Here is a 15,919-nt window from a genome sequence, read left to right as displayed (position 1 = left end):
TCGCGGCTGAAGCCGCTCTTACGACAGTGCAATGCGCAGCAACCGCAGCGTGGTGGGGTGCCCTGAAGCCGCCTCGACACGTGAGCCCAAGGCGTCCTGGCGGCGATGCCGGCATCGCACATGCTGCGCCCAGCGCTTGGCTGCGCCGCAGGTGCCGCGGCTCACTGGCGCTGCATGCCGTGCGGCCGCCCCTGCGCATCGAAGAGGATGCCCATGGTGACGCGATCGCCTTGCACGCCATCCGGCATCCAGCGCAGGCGCCCGCGCCGGCCGATCAGCACGTAGACGTGATCCACTTTCTCCGGCTCGGCCTGCAGCGCCTCGCCCTGTTCCTTCAGGGCGGTGGCCACCCGATACGCACCCTCGAAATCGATGTCCTGCAGGGCGGCGTTGTCGGTGGCCGGCTTGAGGAACGGTCCGAACATGCCGGGATTGACCGGTTCTTCCTTGTGCCAGCGCTCGTTGTCGAAGCTGTATTCGTCCACGTGGCTCGGCTGCGTGGGGTCTAGCAGCTCGAGCCCGATGCGGTTGTCGTAGAAATGCACCGCATGGAACACGCGCAGGTCGTGGCCCTGCAGCTCGGGCAGGTCCGCCAGCGCCTGCCGCGCCGCGCGTAGCCGCTCCGGATCGAACAGCAGGTTGCCGCGCGGTGCCGGCGGCGGCTCCGGTTCGGGGGGCGTATCGGCAGGGGCGGCCGGGGTTACCGCGAGCGACTGTGGCTTCGAGGCGGTCTGCATGGCGGTCGCCTGCAGGCGCGGTCCCGCCCGCAGGGTGGCGCGGATGGTGTCCCAGGCGCCGCCGGCGAAGGCAATGCCGCCGAGCAGCAGCACCACGCCGGCGAGGACCACTGGGGTGGACGGCGTCTTCATGGCAGCTCCAGGTCGGCGCGGGCGGGGTGTTGCGGGTCGTACAGCACCGACACGGTGTTGCGCGGCAGCTGTCCGATGTCGATCAGCGACACGAACCGCCGCAGCGTCGCCTCGTGCTTGTTGCCCGACGCGTCCTCGAACGCCACGCGGAACTCCACCTGTGGCTGCTCGTTGAGGGTGGTGCCGGTCTGGCGCACGTCCAGCACCCGCGCACGGGCGCGCAGGCCGCGGTACTTCAGGGTCTCGTCGGTGGCGTTGCTGCGGATCACGCGCAGGATCACGCGCAGCGCCAGCACGTAGCCGTTGAGCACCAGCGCACTCATCAGCAGCGGATGGTTGAAGGACAGGAAGGTCCAGCCCAGCCCGCGGCTCTGCAGGCGCCAGGCCACGACGTAGGCCGCGCCGACCAGGGCCACCAGCAGCACGGCACCGGCCGCGCGTCGCCACAGGCTGGCGCGGTCCAGGGCCGGCTCGGCGTCCTCCAGTACGAGGTTCGGAGTGGCGCCCGGCGTCGTGCTCAGCCGCAGCGGCACCGTCCGCCCGGTCTCGAAGCGGCGTTGTGCCGGCTTGCGGTCCACGATCACCTGGGTGTCTTGGATGGGGGTGCCGGACAGGTTGTCGAAGGCCAGGGTCAGCGACAGCTGCGGCCATCCCTTGACCTCGACGCCCGTCGGTGCGGCGCGTTCGATCAGCGCCTCGCGGCGCACGCCGTGGGTGAGGATGTGGCGCACGCGTTGCAGTGCACGTCCGGGCAGTAGCAGCAGCGTGTCCAGATAGGCGTAGAGCAGGTGCAGCCACAGGCCCAGCGACAGCGCCAGCAGGGTCAGCGCCCACGCGGGCGAACTGGGCTGGGCCAGCACGCGTGGCCAGTCGCTGGCGAAGTAGAGGATGCAGGGGAAGGGGATGGCGAAGAACAGCAGAAATGCGAGCCAGAACCAGGCGAACAACTTCACGATGAGTGGTGGATGCGTACGACGGGGGCGGGAGGGTAACCCATCGGTCGCTGCGCTCGCGCGAAGGCCCGGGCAGCGATTGACCCCGGCCCGGGCCGGCGCCTAGAATTGCCAGTTCCGCCGGAATAGCTCAGTCGGTAGAGCGGCGCATTCGTAATGCGTAGGTCGCAGGTTCGACTCCTGTTTCCGGCACCAGTTGCACCCAGAAGGCAGCCGCGAGGCTGCCTTCCTGGTTTCTGCGATGGCTGTTTCTGCGACGTAGGTCCGTGCGCGCGACCGCCTGCGACGTCGTGTCGCAGCCGGGTGCGGCAATGTGTCGCACATAAAAACGCGGCCTGGCGCCCGCCTGGGCTTGTCAATGACTTCCGGAGTTGCGGCACGGCAGCATAAAATGCGTCGTTGATCGCGCATGCCGGCCTGGATGCCGCGGCGGATGCGGGACAGCCCCTTCTACGGCGCCCCGTTTCCCGCTCCCGCGCGGTTCGCATCCCCTACGCAATTGGATCGTTCGATGATTCCGTTGAAACAACTCCGGCGCTCGCTGCGCTCCGGTCTGTTGCTGCTGGCCGCGCTGCTGCTGGCCGGCTGCAACTCGGCCATCCTCAACCCCAAGGGTCAGATCGGCCACGACGAGAAGACGCTGCTGATCACCTCGGTGGTGCTGATGCTGCTGGTGGTGATCCCGGTCATCGTGATGACCCTGGCCTTCGCCTGGCGCTACCGCGCGTCCAACACCAAGGCCCGCTACGAGCCGAACTGGTCGCACTCCACCGCGATCGAGGTGGTGGTGTGGTCGATCCCGTGCATGATCATCCTGGTCCTGGCGGTGCTGACCTGGCGCTCCTCGCATGCGCTGGATCCGTACAAGCCGCTGGATTCCAAGGTCAAGCCGATCACCATCGAGGCGGTGGCGCTGGACTGGAAGTGGATGTTCATCTACCCGGAGCAGGGCATCGCCACGGTCAACGAGATCGCGTTCCCGGTCGATACGCCGCTGAACTTCAAGATCACCTCCGACACGGTGATGAACTCGTTCTTCATCCCGCACCTGGGCACGCAGATCTACGCGATGGCCGGCATGGAGACCAAGCTGCACCTGATCGCCAACGAGCCGGGCGAGATGTTCGGCCTGTCGGCGAACTACAGCGGCCACGGCTTCTCGAAGATGGGCTTCGCCGCGCATGCCACCGACCGCGCCGGCTTCGACGCGTGGGTGGCCAAGGTCAAGGCGTCGCAGAAGACCCTGGACCAGGCCGAGTTCCAGGTGCTGGCGGCCAACCGCAACGACAAGGCCGCCTACCCGGTGACCTACTACGCCTCGGTGCAGGACGGTTTGTTCAAGTCGTTGATCGACAAATACATGATGGGCAAGGGCCACAAGATGGAAGGCCACGACGCTCATCCGGCATCGGCTGCTGAGCCGGTCGCCATGTGCACTTCTGGAGACAAGTGATGCTAGGCAAACTCACGCTCGAGGCGGTTCCGTACCACGAGCCGATCATCATGGCGGCGCTCGGCGGCGCCGGCCTGCTCGGCCTGCTGGTGGTGGCGGCCGTCACCAAGTACAAGCTGTGGGGCTATCTCTGGAAGGAGTGGTTCACCTCGGTCGACCACAAGCGCATCGGCGTCATGTACATCGTGGTGGCGTTGGTCATGCTGCTGCGCGGCTTCGCCGACGCGGCGATGATGCGCACCCAGCAGGCGATCGCGCACGGCGGTAACGAGGGCATCTTCCCGCCGCACCACTACGATCAGATCTTCACCGCGCACGGCGTGATCATGATCTTCTTCATGGCCATGCCGTTCATGACCGGCCTGTTGAACCTGATCGTGCCGCTGCAGATCGGCGCGCGCGACGTGGCGTTCCCGTTCCTGAACTCGCTGAGCTTCTGGCTGTTCGTGGCCGGCGCGGCGCTGGTCAACATCTCCCTGGGCGTGGGCGAGTTCGCGCAGACCGGCTGGCTGGCCTACCCGCCGCTGTCCGGGCTGGAATACAGTCCAGGCGTCGGTGTCGACTACTACATCTGGGCGTTGCAGATCTCGGGCCTGGGCACATTGCTCACCGGCATCAACTTCTTCGTGACGATCATGCGCATGCGCGCGCCGGGCATGACCCTGATGCGCATGCCGATCTTCACCTGGACCGCGCTGATCACCAACATCCTGATCATCGCCGCGTTCCCGATCCTGACCGTGGCGCTGGCGCTGCTGGGTGCGGACCGCTACCTGGGCACGCACTTCTTCACCAACGACGGTGGCGGCAACGCCATGATGTACGTCAACCTGATCTGGATCTGGGGCCACCCGGAGGTCTACATCCTGATCCTGCCGGCGTTCGGCATCTTCTCCGAGCTGATCGCCACCTTCAGCCGCAAGCGCCTGTTCGGCTACACCTCGATGGTGTACGCGACCTCGTGCATCGGCGTGCTGTCGTTCATCGTGTGGCTGCACCACTTCTTCACCATGGGCTCGGGCGCCAACGTCAATGCCTTCTTCGGCATCACGACGATGATCATCTCGATCCCCACCGGCGTGAAGATCTTCAACTGGCTGTTCACCATGTTCCGCGGCCGCGTGCACATGACCGCGCCGGTGCTGTGGACCATCGGCTTCATGATCACCTTCACCATCGGCGGCATGACCGGCGTGATGCTGGCGATCCCGGCGGTGGACTTCGTGCTGCACAACAGCCTGTTCCTGATCGCGCACTTCCATAACGTGATCATCGGCGGCGTGGTGTTCGGCTACCTGGCGGGCCTGACCTACTGGTTCCCGAAGGCGTTCGGCTTCAAGCTCAACGAAAAGCTAGGCAAGGCTTCGTTCTGGTGCTGGATCATCGGCTTCTTCGTCGCCTTCATGCCGCTGTACGTGCTCGGCTTCATGGGCATGACCCGGCGCATGAACAGCTACAATCACCCGGAGTGGGCGCCGTGGCTGATGGTGGCCGCGGCGGGTGCGGCGATCATCGGCATCGGCATCTTCCTGAACCTGGTGCAGATCGGCTACAGCATCTGGAAGCGCAAGGAGAACCTGGACCTGACCGGCGACCCGTGGGACGGCCGGACCCTGGAGTGGGCGACCTCCTCGCCGCCGCCGTTCTACAACTTCGCGGTGCTGCCGCACATCGACGACCGCGACCAGTTCTGGGAAGACAAGCTCAAGGGCAAGGGCTGGACGCGTCCGGCCAAGTACGAACCGATCCACATGCCGCGCAACACCGCGGCGGGCTTCTGGATCGGCGCCTTCAGCATCGTCCTGGGCTTCGGTCTGACTTGGCACATCTGGTGGATGGCGGTGATCGGCCTGGTCGGCATGATCGGCAGCTTCATCGCGCGCACCTTCGATGACGACATCGATTACTGGGTCCCGGCGGAGGAAGTGGAACGCATCGAGAACGCGCGTTTCGCCCTGCTGGAACAGCAACACGCGGCCAACGCCGCAAAGGCGGTCTGAACCATGGCTTCCACGACGCTCGATCCCCACGCCGCCCACGCGGGCGGCCACGACCACGACCACGAACATCACGACGCGGGCGGCAACACCGTCTTCGGGTTCTGGGTCTACCTGATGAGCGACTGCCTCATCTTCGCCGGCCTGTTCGCCACCTACGCGGTGCTGGCCGGCGCGACGGTGGACGGCCCGACCGCCAAGGAACTGTTCGACCTGAAGTTCGTGCTGGTGGAAACCTTCCTGCTGTTGTTCAGCAGCCTGAGTTTCGGCTTCGCGATGATCTCGGCGAACAAGCGCAGCATGGGCGGCCTGTACGGCTGGCTGGCGGTCACCGCGGCGCTGGGCCTGGGCTTCCTGGGCATGGAGTTGTACGAGTTCCACCACCTGATCCAGGAGGGCGCCGGCCCCGGCCGTAGCGCGTTCCTGTCGGCGTTCTTCACTCTGGTCGGCACCCACGGTCTGCACGTGACCTCGGGCCTGCTGTGGATGGCCGTGCTGGTGATCCAGATCGCCAGGAACGGCCTGACCCCGCGCAATATGACCCGCCTGGCGTGCCTGAGCCTGTTCTGGCACTTCCTGGACGTGATCTGGATCGGCGTGTTCACCATCGTCTACCTGCTGGGAGCGCTGTAATGGCCAACCACCACTCTTCCTCCGACGCGCACGCCGAGCACGGCCATGGCGGCGGCCTGAAGTCCTACCTGGTCGGCTTCGTGCTGGCGGTGATCCTGACCGTGATCCCGTTCGGCATGGTGATGAGCGGGGCGTTCCCGCGCGGCGTCACCGTCATCGTCATCGCGGTGCTGGCCGCGGTGCAGATGCTGGTGCACCTGATCTACTTCCTGCACATGGACCGTTCGGCCGAACAGCGCTCCAACGTGCACGTGGGCCTGTTCTCGCTGCTGATCATCGGCATCGTGGTGGTCGGCTCGCTGTGGGTCATGCACAACCTCAACGTCAACATGATGCACTGAGCGCGCACCGCAGTTGCGTCGCGAAGGCCGCCTCCGGGCGGCCTTTTGCGTTGCGGGGCATAGGCGGGTGCGGCCTTTCTGGATGGGCAGGCGGCCGGTGGACGCGAAAGCGGCGCGCTCGTCCCAGCGTCTTGCCGCACCCTGATCGGCGCACCACGCGTGCGCTCCAACGCCGCTCGCAGTGCGACTCGCGGAAGCGCACTGCGGCGCGTGACCGTTGTCAGCTCCGGCCGAGCCTGCCGGAAAGCTGCAGCAGCACGTTCGCCTCCTCGGCGCTGAGGCGATCCAGCAGCCAGGTTCTGACCGCGGCCGCATGGATCGGCCGCGCCGCGGCGATCTTCTCCTGGCCCAAGGCGGTGATGGCGACGGTCACCACGCGCGGTTCGGCGTCGCTGCGGCGAACGAGGCCGCGTGCCTGCATGCGCGTGAGCTGGTGCGATAGCCGACTCTTGTGCCATCCCATGGAATCGGCGAGCGCCTGTTGGCGCAGTTCGCCCTTGCCCAGATCCATCAGTCGCGACAGCACGCCGAAGTCGCTGCCGGTCAGGCCTGTGTGGTCGGTCAGCTCCTTTTCGACCGCCGCCATCACCGCCTGGCTCATCTGCTTGAAGGCGTGCCAGATCGCTAGTTCGCGGGTGGAAAGGCGTGCTTGGTTCATCGCGGCACCTTAGGTGGATGCGGTTGACGTAGCAACCACGCGGGCGTACTTTTGGTTGACATGACAACCAGGATCTGACGGTTGCGGCGCTGTACGAGCCCGCGACTCAGTCCCGATCTTCCGAAGGCGACCGCGATGACAGCAACGACGTTCGAAGGCGTGGATGTGGTGATCACTGGTGGAAGCGATGGCATCGGCTTCGGCCTTGCCCGGCGCTTCCTGGCGGCAGGCAGCCGGGTGCTGGTCACCGGTCGCGACTCAGGCAAGCTCGAACGTGCCGCGTCGGCGGCGCCCGGCCTGCACACGCTGGTCAACGACATCGGGGTGGCCGAGGAGCGCGAGCGACTCGCGCAGTATCTGCAGGCGCAGTGCCCGGGGTTGCGCGTGGTGGTCAACAACGCAGGTATCCAACGACGGGTGTCGCTCGCCGACGACCAGGCGCCTTGGGTGGAGCGCCAGCGCGAAATAGAGATCCTGTTTTCTGCCGTCGTGCATCTGAATCATCTGCTGATCCCGCTGTTGCTCAAGCAGGGAGAGCCATGCCTTATCGCCAATGTATCGTCCGGCGGCGCCTTGATCCCGCAACCATTCGCACCGGTCTACAGCGCCTGCAAGGCCGCGATCCGTAGCTACACCGCCAACCTCAGGTTCGCGCTGTCGGCGACGCCGGTTCGCGTCGTGGAAATCATCCCGCCCGCCGTCCGCACCGGCCTGGCGGGCACGGGCGTGGCGCATGGCGCGGACCTGGAGGTGTTCTGCGACGCGATCTTCGCCGGGCTCGAGGCAGGGCAGGCCGATGAACTCGGCTTCGGGATGACCGACTCGGCGGAGCTTCGGCAGCGTCTGGCCGTCGACCGCGCCTTGTTCGACGGTTTTTCCGGGCGTTTTCCGGTGCGCACGTATTGAGGCGTGGCATGCGCCGTTGCGACCAGGCCTTCAGGCCTGCCTCGCGCACGCAGCTTCCGTGCGTCGCGCTGTGCCGCGGGCATGACCTATGGCATGGCACGTCGCGGCGCCGCAGGCATAGCATGGGGGTTTGCCTGTTCGCCGCCGTTCCTGCCTGGAGATCCCATGAACAAGTCCACCGCCTGGATGGCGCCGTTGCTGCTGGCCGCCACTGTCGCGTTCCAGGCCTCGGCGCAGACCGCACCGCCGCGCGACGTGCCGTTCGCCGGCACGTTGAAGATCGATGTCGACGCCACCGATCTGGCGCACCGCATTTTCCGCGTGCGCAGCACCATTCCGGCCACGCCGGGGCCGATGACCCTGCTGTATCCGCAGTGGATCCCCGGCAACCATTCCCCGACCGGCCCGATCGACAAGGTGGCCGGGCTGGTGATCAAGGCCAACGGCAAGGTGCTGCCGTGGACGCGCGACCAGTACGACGTCTATGCGTTCAAGATCGACGTGCCCGCCGGCGTCAGCGAGATCGTCGCCGAGTACCAGTTCCTGTCCTCGCAGGGCGACGGCCAGGGCCGGGTGATGATGACCCCGGAGATGCTCAACCTGCAGTGGAACACCACCGCGCTGTATCCGGCCGGGGTGTACGCGCGCAACATCAAGGCGCAGGCCAGCGTGACCCTGCCGGCCGGCTGGAGCTACGCCACCGCGCTGGAGACCGCCGGGCGGACCGGCGACACGGTGACGTTCAAGCCGATCGATTTCGACGACCTGGTCGATTCGCCGATGTTCGCCGGCAAGTACTACAAGCGCATCGTGCTGGACAGCAAGGACAAGGCGCCGGTGGCGCTGAACGTGTTCGCCGACAAGCCCAAGTCGCTGGAGGCCAAGCCCGAGCAGGTGAAGGCGCACGTGGCCCTGGTGCAGCAGATGGACAAGCTGTACGGCGCGCGCCACTTCGACCACTACGAGTTCCTGCTGGCGCTGACCGACAAGCTCGGCGGCATCGGCCTGGAGCACCACCGCTCCAGCGAGAACAGCGGGCCGCTCGACTACTTCACCGAGTGGGACAAGAGCTGGGAGATGCGCGACCTGCTCGCGCACGAGTTCAACCACTCCTGGAACGGCAAGTACCGCCGCGGCGCCGACCTGGCCACGCCCAACTTCAACGTGCCGATGGGCGACAGCCTGCTGTGGCTGTATGAGGGTCAGACCCAGTTCTGGGGCGAGGTGATCGCCGCGCGCGCGGGGCTGTGGACGCAGGATCAGGCCCGCGACATGCTGGCCAACGTCGCCGCGGTCTACCAGCGCGGCCGTCCCGGCCTGGCCTGGCGCGCGCTGCAGGACACCACCAACGACCCGACCATGTCGATGCGCCGGCCGCGCGCCTACCGCAGCTACCAACTGAGCGAGGACTACTACTCCGGCGGGCAGATGCTGTGGCTGGAGGTCAACGCCAAGCTGCGCGAGCTCAGCGGCGGCAAGCGCTCGCTGGACGATTTCGCCAAGGCGTTCTTCGGCATGCACGACGGCGCCTGGGACGTGAACCCCTACACCTTCGACGACATCGTCGCCACGCTCAATGGGATCGCCAAGTACGACTGGGCGACCCTGCTGCGCAGCCGCCTCGACGCGCATGGTTCGCTGGTCGGCGGGATCGAGGCCAGCGGCTGGAGGCTGGTCTATACCGATCAGCCGAACGCGGCCAGCAAGACGTCCGAGTCGCGTAGCAAGAGCCTGGACCTGAGCTATTCGCTGGGCCTGAGCCTGGACCAACAGGGCCAGGTGCAGGCCGTGCTGTGGGACAGCCCGGCGTTCAATGCCGGCCTTATCGCCGGCAACCGCGTGGTCGCGGTCGGCGGCCGCGAGTACAGCGCCGAGGCGCTCAAGGACGCGGTCACCGCGGCCAAGGGCGGCAGCACTCCGCTCGAGCTGCTGGTCAAGCGCGGCGACCGCTACGACACCTTGCGCATCGCCTACTACGGTGGCCTGCAGTATCCGCACCTGGAGCGTATCGCCGGCACGCCGGATCGCCTGAGCGAGTTGTACAAGGCGCGTTGAGAGCGGCGAGCACGATCGCCCGCCCGTGCTTCGGTGCGCCGGGCGGTGCCGGTGCGCGGCGATGGCGTCATCGCGCTGGCGCGCGTCGCTGGAGGGCGATTGAGACGCCGGGTGGTTTGTGTTCGCTGCTTGGTTTCCACCGATGGCGCAGGCCACGCGAAGCCGTTCCTACAGCGAGCACAGCGCGGTGCGGGAGCGGCCGAGGTGGCTGATCTTCTTCCGCGAGGACGAGGTTTAGGCGGTGAAAATCAATGTCGTCGGCACCAGCGCAAGCGGGAAAAGCACGCTCGCCAGGCGGATCGCCAAGGAGCTTGCGATTCCCTATGTCGAAATGGACAGGCTCTACTGGCGCGCGGACTGGCAGGGGACACCGGACGATGCATTCCTGGAAAAACTGGAGCGTGCATTAGCTGCTTCTGCGGACTGGGTGCTGGATGGCAACTACGACCGGACGCGGCCCGTGAAATGGCGCGATGTGGACCTGGTGGTGTGGGTGGACTATGGGTTTGCCCGCACGCTATGCCAGGCTGTCGCCAGAGCGTTCAAACGGGCCTGGCACAAACAGGAATTGTGGCCAGGGACGGGAAATCGCGAGAGTTTTCGCCGCACATTCCTTAGTCGGGAGTCTATCATCGTCTGGATGCTCAAGACCTGGCGCAGCAACCGCGCGCGCTACGAGGCCGATCTGGACAACCCGCAGTACGCGCATATTCGCTTTGTGCGCATTACGCGACGTGATCAGGTGCAACACCTCCTTGTTGCCTTGAAGGCGCGCTGACGACCATCCCCGTCGCGACAAGCAAAGAGGACATCTTCCTGGGCGGCATCCGTCGGACCTGACTTCCCTCCCACACGATGCCTCCGGCTCCCGGCTCCCGGCTCCCGGCGGCCGTGCGCGGCGGCTTGGGCCACCAGTCGGGGCGAAACGCAGCAGCGCGCCGCCGCGCATCGCCGCCGCTGGCGAGTGCGCGATGCTTTCCCGGCACCGCTTCACCCGGTAGGGGAGCGAGTGCGATGCGCCGCAGGCACCGCGTCGCGGACCTTGAGACCGCCAGCCACTATGCTGATGCATTGTCTGAGCGGACCAACACCAGATGGCGAAAGCGAAAACGGCCTATGTCTGCGGCGAGTGCGGCGCCGAGTACAGCAAGTGGCAGGGCCAGTGCGTCGAATGCGGCGCCTGGAACACGCTGAGCGAGATCGTGCTGGAGAGCGCGGCCACGGCCAAGGCGCCGGCCGCGGCGCGGCGCAGCGGCTGGGCCGGCAAGGCCGAGGCGCCGAAGATCACCGCGCTCAAGGACGTGGAGCATCGCGACCAGGCGCGCGTGTCCACCGGCATCGGCGAGTTCGACCGGGTGCTCGGTGGCGGCCTGGTCGAGGGCGCGGTGGTCCTGATCGGTGGCGATCCGGGCATCGGCAAGTCGACCCTGCTGCTGCAGGCGCTGGCGAAGATGGCCGGCACCTTGCCGGTGCTGTACGTGACCGGCGAGGAATCGCTGGGCCAGGTCGCCGGGCGCGCGGTGCGCCTGGACCTGCCGCTGGACGGCCTCAACGCGCTGGCCGAGACCGGCATCGAGCACATCCTGCAGCATGCCAGCGCGGCGCGGCCCAAGCTGATCGTCGCCGACTCGGTGCAGACCCTGTGGACCGAGGCGCTGACCGCCGCGCCCGGTTCGGTCAGCCAGGTGCGCGAGAGCGCGGCACGGCTGGTGCGCTATGCCAAGGAGACCGGCACCGCGGTGTTCCTGGTCGGCCACGTCACCAAGGAAGGCGGCATCGCCGGCCCGCGCGTACTCGAGCACATGGTCGATGCGGTGCTGTACTTCGAGGGCGAGAGCGGCAGCCGCTTCCGCCTGTTGCGCGCGTTCAAGAACCGCTTCGGCGCGGTCAACGAACTGGGCGTGTTCGCGATGGGCGAGAAGGGGCTGAAGGAAGTCTCCAACCCGTCGGCGATCTTCCTCTCCGGCGGCAGCGCGCACCAGCCCGGCAGTTGCGTGATGGTCACCCGCGAGGGCACGCGGCCGCTGATGGTGGAGGTGCAGGCGCTGGTCGATGCCTCGCCGCTGTCCAATCCGCGGCGCGTGGCGGTGGGACTGGAGCAGAACCGGCTGGCGATGCTGCTGGCGGTGCTGCACCGCCACGGCGGCATCGTGGTCGGCGACCAGGACGTGTTCGTCAACGTGGTCGGCGGCATCCGTGTGCAGGAGACCGCGGCCGACCTGCCGGTGCTGCTGGCGGTGCTGTCGTCGCTGCGCGACCGGCCGCTGGCGGAGAAGACCATCGCCTTCGGCGAGGTCGGCCTGTCCGGTGAGATCCGCCCGGTGCCCAACGGCGAGGACCGGCTGCGCGAGGCGGCCACGCACGGCTTCAAGCGCGCCATCGTGCCCAAGGCCAATGCGCCCAAGACCGGCACGGTCAAGGGCATGGAGGTGATCGCGGTGGAGCGCCTGGCGCAAGCGTTGGAGGCGGCGAGCGAGTAGTTGCCAGCGTTTCCCCTTGGCGGCGTTTATGCCACCATGCCGCCCGCTGCAGTGAGGCAGCGGTTCGAAAAAAAGGAAAACACAATGGAATGGATGTTGATGCCGCTCAAGCGTTACGCGGATTTTTCCGGGCGTTCGCGGCGCAAGGAATACTGGATGTTCACGCTGTTGAACATCGTCGTGATCACGGTGCTGATGGTGTTGATGGGAATCGGTGGCGGCGTCGGCGGCCAGAATGGCACCAGCATGCTGTCGCTGGTGGCGGTGGTGCTGCTGGGCCTGTACTCGCTGGCCGTGGTGGTGCCGTCGATCGCGGTGCAGGTGCGCCGGTTCCACGATCAGGGCAAGTCCGGCTGGTACGTGCTGCTGGGTCTGATTCCCTGGGTGGGCGGCTTCGTGATCCTGGTCTTCATGTTCCTGGAAGGGGTCAAGGGCGCCAACGCCTACGGTCCTGATCCGAAGCAGGCCTGATCTGCGGTTGGATCCGCCGCGTCGGGTCCGCGACGCGGCTGCTGCCGATGTCGTGGCGTGCAGCGCCGTGCGGCGAGGGTCGCCTCGGCGTTGAAACCGCGGCACGCCGATCCGGGGAATCGCGATTGGAGGATGTGCGCGACGACGCAGCGGCGTTCGCCGGCATGCTTGCCGCAGGTCGAGCGCACCGACACTCCGCGTCGCTGAAAACGGCGCTCGCTTTTGCGAGCGCCGTTCTCGTTTATGCGCGAACGCAGGCGCGAGCGTCCGGCATGATGCGTCAGTCCTTCCGGTACACCACGCCGAGCTTGTCGATCTCGTCGCCGTCGCGGCCGGTGAAGCCGGCGATGTGCCAGCCGCTGGGCGCGGTGAGCGTGTAGGTCTCGCTGGTCGGCGTGCCGGCGCTCAGGCTGCGGCCCTGGTTGGTGCGCAGGCTCAGCGAGAACAGCCGGGTGTGGCCGTTGTACTGGCCCACGCTCAACGTGGCCGAGGTCAGCCGCTCGTTGGCAGCCAGGCGCAGCGTGACCGGATCGCCGCCGCTGCCGCCGTGGGCCAGGGTGCTGCCGTTGTCCAGGCCCAGCGCGATGCCGTCCAGGCGCGAGGCGCCACGCAGAGTCACGCTGGCGATGGTGCGTTGCTCGGCGCCCTTGGCGATGTCGTTGAACGGGGTGCCGTGCGGGCCGCCGTACTGGTCGCTGGTGCGCACGGTGGCACCGACCGCCCAGCCGAACTGCGCGGCCAGCGGATAGTGGTCGGACAGTGGCTTGCCTTCGCTATCGTAGAAGTGGCCGTCGTCGAGCTTGTAGCGGTTGGCGACCAGGGTCAGCTGCGGCGCGTCGCGGTACAGGATCTTGTCCACCACTTCGCAGTCATTGGTCGGCGGAGTGCCGCACAGCAGCGGCGCGGCGCCGGCGGCCGGCGCGCTGCCCTTGACCAGTTCCACCCACGTATCGGTCAGGCCGTTGCCGGCGATCAGCGTGCGGATGTTGTCGTCGGCACGGGTGTAGCGGGTGTTGGAGTCCATCATCACCAGCACCGCGTTGCCGGCCGACCAGGTCTGGATGAACTGCGAGAGCTGGCTGATGTTTGCGCGCCGCGCGGCCAGGTCGGCGCTCTCGGTGCCGGCGTTGGGATGGGCGTTGTACACGTCCAGCAGCACGCCGTCGTCCAGGCGCACGCGCATGTAGCTGAAGCCCTTGGGGGTGAGGCAGTCGGTGCCGTTGCACTTGTCCCACTTGACGCGGGTGAAGTCGTCGAAGGGATAGTTGCTCAGCGTGTTGAGGCCGTCGCCGATCGCCGCGCCGCCGCTGGTGGGGGTGCGGTAGGGGTGCTTGTCGCCCGCGTACAACGTGGCGTGATAGTTGAAATCTTCCTGCACGTTGATCAGGCCGTAGGGTGCCAGCTTCGGTGCGATCTGCGCGGTGTTGGCGGCCGGGTTGCTGCTGGAGATGCCCTGCGGCAGGCCGGCGACGTTGTAGGTGAGCACGTCGAGCACGCCGACGTCCGATTGCGCGTGGACCACGCCGGCGCAGGCCAGGCTCAATCCGATGCCGTAGCTCACGAGGGTGCGTAGATGCTGGATCATGAATCGCCTCTTGCGGGTTGGGAGGAACAGCGGGTGGCGCGAGCGCCAGGGGGCGGTGCCGGAAAGCACCGATGCCGCCGCGCGACCGGCCGGGGCCGGCGCACGTGGCGTCATGGGGTCAGGAACTGCGGATCGAGCGCGGCTTCGACCGCGGCGGCGAAGGCCGGCAGCGGGCAGTCGTACGTGGCATTGGCGCGGCTGCACTGCGGGATGAACACCGCCGATGCCAACGGCGGCGCCTGCACGGTCAGCGCGCGGCGTTCGCGCAGTTGCGCCAGGCTCTGCGCGGTGTAGCGCAGGCGGATCACGCGTTCGCCGTCGGCGCGGCGCCAGCGCTCGAACACCAGCGCGCCGCCGGGCACGGTCTGGTCGGGCTGGTAGCCGGGCAGTTGCCAGTGCAGGTCGAGCATGCCGGCCAGCAGGGTCAGGGTGCCGTCGTGGCCGGACAGCACTACCAGCCGCGCCGCGCCGCCGATCGGCGCGGCGTGCGTGGCCTGGCCGCTGCCTTCCAGCAGCGTCGCCAGCAGCCGCGCCGCCAGCGGCGAGGCGGCCATCCGCGCGACGGCGGGCGCACGCAGGCGCAGCGCGAACTCTGCCTGGTGCGGGGCGAAGGCGCGCAACAGGCTGGCTTCGTCGATACCGCGCCAGCCCAGCGCGGCGAAGTCCTGGCCGTCCGCCCAGGCCATTAGCAGGCTTTCGCTGAGGCCGGAGGCGGCCGCGGCCGGGCCTTCGATGCCGGGGATGGATTCGCCGGCGTCGGCCAGCCGCGCCGGTACCGCATCCAGGCGCTGCTTGCCGTTGCCGGCGTCGGCCGGGCAGGGCCGTTGCGCGCACTGCAGCAGCAGTTGCTGCAGGCTGTCGATGGCGTCGGCCTGGGCCGCGTTCCAGGCCTGCGCATCGCCGCCGATGCGGCCGGCGATGGCCGCGCGCATCTGCGCCACCGCGGCGGGATCGCGCAGGGCGGGCGCGCCATCGAACAGCGGATCGGAGGCGCCGTCGGCGACGCTGTGCACCGGGTTGGCGCAGCCCGGGGTCAGCGTGCTGGCCAGCGCCTGCGCCGAGGCGAGGGTGCGCTGGGTGCGGTTGGCCCAGTAGTACGCGGCCACGCAGCCGTCGCCGGCGAACAGCCTCAGCGATGCGTAATGCGCGCGGTAGTAGGTGCCGAACAGCCGTTCCAGTGCCGCGCCGTTCGCGGTGAGATGCCCGGCGGGGACGTCGAAGCGCGGCCACGGGCGCGCCGAGTAGCGCTCCAGTTGTTCCGCGCTGGACATCGCCGCGCGCACGCCGTGGCGCTTGAGGATGACGACTTTTTCCAGCGTCTCTGTCGCGGTCGGTTGCGCGGGTGCCGCGGCGCAGGCCAGCGGCGCGAGCAAGAACAGGGCGAGGGCGGCGAGGTGCGACAGCGATGGCATCGGCAAGCTCCAGGCAGAGGCGGTGCGTCGCGCGGCGGTGCGCGGCGGTGGCCGCGCCCGCGGCCATGCAGGCAGCGGGCGCCGGCTGGCTGCCGCGCGCGGGCGG

The 15,919-nt window shown here is 67.7% G+C and carries 14 protein-coding genes and 1 tRNA gene; 10 read left to right on the top strand and 5 right to left on the bottom strand.

Annotation, left to right across the window (positions count from 1 at the left end; genetic code table 11):
* Window positions 1-161: 161 nt before the first annotated feature.
* Together QN245_RS15295 and QN245_RS15290 are read right to left on the bottom strand one after the other, a co-directional pair.
* The gene (locus QN245_RS15295) at window positions 162-869 is read right to left on the bottom strand and encodes a hypothetical protein (RefSeq protein WP_317843586.1); all 708 of its coding nucleotides are present in this window, start codon (window positions 867-869) and stop codon (window positions 162-164) included.
* Window positions 866-1,822 carry a hypothetical protein gene (locus tag QN245_RS15290; protein ID WP_317843585.1) on the bottom strand — a complete coding sequence of 319 codons (957 nt, stop codon included), beginning with the start codon at window positions 1,820-1,822 and terminating at the stop codon, window positions 866-868. Before QN245_RS15290 ends, QN245_RS15295 begins: the two co-directional genes overlap by 4 nt.
* A gap of 119 nt (window positions 1,823-1,941) precedes the next feature.
* Between QN245_RS15290 and QN245_RS15285 the strand changes: the two genes are divergently transcribed.
* The 5 genes from QN245_RS15285 to cyoD all read left to right on the top strand — a co-directional run bounded on the left by QN245_RS15285 (window position 1,942) and on the right by cyoD (window position 6,246).
* Window positions 1,942-2,017: transfer RNA gene (locus QN245_RS15285), tRNA-Thr, on the top strand.
* Window positions 2,018-2,333: 316 nt separating this feature from the next.
* Entirely contained in the window at window positions 2,334-3,275 is a 942-nt protein-coding gene (gene cyoA / locus QN245_RS15280) for a ubiquinol oxidase subunit II (RefSeq protein ID WP_010341159.1), read from the top strand.
* Window positions 3,275-5,275: a cytochrome o ubiquinol oxidase subunit I gene (gene cyoB / locus QN245_RS15275; RefSeq protein WP_184448147.1), complete on the top strand. Its 2,001-nt coding sequence runs from the start codon at window positions 3,275-3,277 to the stop codon at window positions 5,273-5,275. Before cyoA ends, cyoB begins: the two co-directional genes overlap by 1 nt.
* 3 nt (window positions 5,276-5,278) lie before the next feature.
* On the top strand, window positions 5,279-5,905 hold the full coding sequence (gene cyoC, locus QN245_RS15270; protein WP_317843584.1) for a cytochrome o ubiquinol oxidase subunit III: 627 nt from the start codon (window positions 5,279-5,281) through the stop codon (window positions 5,903-5,905).
* Entirely contained in the window at window positions 5,905-6,246 is a 342-nt protein-coding gene (gene cyoD / locus QN245_RS15265; RefSeq protein ID WP_019796085.1) for a cytochrome o ubiquinol oxidase subunit IV, read from the top strand. The genes cyoC and cyoD overlap by 1 nt, the downstream gene beginning before the upstream one ends.
* Before the next feature lie 220 nt (window positions 6,247-6,466).
* On the opposite strand, the gene QN245_RS15260 is transcribed toward cyoD, so the two are convergent.
* Window positions 6,467-6,904: a MarR family winged helix-turn-helix transcriptional regulator gene (locus QN245_RS15260; protein ID WP_317843583.1), complete on the bottom strand. Its 438-nt coding sequence runs from the start codon at window positions 6,902-6,904 to the stop codon at window positions 6,467-6,469.
* Window positions 6,905-7,039: 135 nt separating this feature from the next.
* Between QN245_RS15260 and QN245_RS15255 the strand changes: the two genes are divergently transcribed.
* From QN245_RS15255 to QN245_RS15235, 5 genes are all read left to right on the top strand, one after another.
* The gene (locus tag QN245_RS15255; protein WP_317843582.1) at window positions 7,040-7,810 is read left to right on the top strand and encodes an SDR family NAD(P)-dependent oxidoreductase; all 771 of its coding nucleotides are present in this window, start codon (window positions 7,040-7,042) and stop codon (window positions 7,808-7,810) included.
* A 165-nt stretch (window positions 7,811-7,975) separates the two neighbouring features.
* The gene (locus QN245_RS15250; RefSeq protein WP_160964387.1) at window positions 7,976-9,865 is read left to right on the top strand and encodes a M61 family metallopeptidase; all 1,890 of its coding nucleotides are present in this window, start codon (window positions 7,976-7,978) and stop codon (window positions 9,863-9,865) included.
* Between the two features lie 241 nt (window positions 9,866-10,106).
* Window positions 10,107-10,643, top strand: coding sequence for a P-loop NTPase family protein (locus QN245_RS15245; RefSeq protein WP_160964388.1), 537 nt, complete (start codon window positions 10,107-10,109; stop codon window positions 10,641-10,643).
* 316 nt (window positions 10,644-10,959) lie between these two features.
* Window positions 10,960-12,345 carry a DNA repair protein RadA gene (gene radA, locus QN245_RS15240; protein ID WP_160964389.1) on the top strand — a complete coding sequence of 462 codons (1,386 nt, stop codon included), beginning with the start codon at window positions 10,960-10,962 and terminating at the stop codon, window positions 12,343-12,345.
* 84 nt (window positions 12,346-12,429) lie between these two features.
* Entirely contained in the window at window positions 12,430-12,816 is a 387-nt protein-coding gene (locus QN245_RS15235; RefSeq protein WP_160964390.1) for a DUF805 domain-containing protein, read from the top strand.
* Window positions 12,817-13,096: 280 nt separating this feature from the next.
* Here QN245_RS15235 and QN245_RS15230 read toward each other — a convergent pair whose 3' ends face one another.
* Window positions 13,097-14,401, bottom strand: coding sequence for a jacalin-like lectin (locus tag QN245_RS15230; RefSeq protein WP_317843581.1), 1,305 nt, complete (start codon window positions 14,399-14,401; stop codon window positions 13,097-13,099).
* Window positions 14,402-14,511: 110 nt separating this feature from the next.
* Window positions 14,512-15,813 (bottom strand): histidine-type phosphatase, encoded by a 1,302-nt coding sequence (locus tag QN245_RS15225; protein WP_317843580.1) that lies wholly within the window; start codon window positions 15,811-15,813, stop codon window positions 14,512-14,514.
* Window positions 15,814-15,919: the final 106 nt, after the last annotated feature.

Source organism: Xanthomonas rydalmerensis, from assembly GCF_033170385.1.
Classification (GTDB): Bacteria; Pseudomonadota; Gammaproteobacteria; order Xanthomonadales; family Xanthomonadaceae; genus Xanthomonas_A; species Xanthomonas_A rydalmerensis.
The sequence above is the reverse complement of the archived record's forward strand: the minus strand, read 5'-3'. Positions and strand labels throughout refer to the sequence as shown.

Bases quoted from the DNA above. Each gene is read 5' to 3' on its own strand.
- QN245_RS15295 (WP_317843586.1), bottom strand. From the start codon at position 869: ATGAAGACGCCGTCCACCCCAGTGGTCCTCGCCGGCGTGGTGCTGCTG.
- cyoA (WP_010341159.1), top strand. From the start codon at position 2,334: ATGATTCCGTTGAAACAACTCCGGCGCTCGCTGCGCTCCGGTCTGTTG.
- cyoB (WP_184448147.1), top strand. From the start codon at position 3,275: ATGCTAGGCAAACTCACGCTCGAGGCGGTTCCGTACCACGAGCCGATC.
- cyoC (WP_317843584.1), top strand. From the start codon at position 5,279: ATGGCTTCCACGACGCTCGATCCCCACGCCGCCCACGCGGGCGGCCAC.
- cyoD (WP_019796085.1), top strand. From the start codon at position 5,905: ATGGCCAACCACCACTCTTCCTCCGACGCGCACGCCGAGCACGGCCAT.
- QN245_RS15260 (WP_317843583.1), bottom strand. From the start codon at position 6,904: ATGAACCAAGCACGCCTTTCCACCCGCGAACTAGCGATCTGGCACGCC.
- QN245_RS15255 (WP_317843582.1), top strand. From the start codon at position 7,040: ATGACAGCAACGACGTTCGAAGGCGTGGATGTGGTGATCACTGGTGGA.
- QN245_RS15250 (WP_160964387.1), top strand. From the start codon at position 7,976: ATGAACAAGTCCACCGCCTGGATGGCGCCGTTGCTGCTGGCCGCCACT.
- radA (WP_160964389.1), top strand. From the start codon at position 10,960: ATGGCGAAAGCGAAAACGGCCTATGTCTGCGGCGAGTGCGGCGCCGAG.
- QN245_RS15235 (WP_160964390.1), top strand. From the start codon at position 12,430: ATGGAATGGATGTTGATGCCGCTCAAGCGTTACGCGGATTTTTCCGGG.
- QN245_RS15230 (WP_317843581.1), bottom strand. From the start codon at position 14,401: ATGATCCAGCATCTACGCACCCTCGTGAGCTACGGCATCGGATTGAGC.
- QN245_RS15225 (WP_317843580.1), bottom strand. From the start codon at position 15,813: ATGCCATCGCTGTCGCACCTCGCCGCCCTCGCCCTGTTCTTGCTCGCG.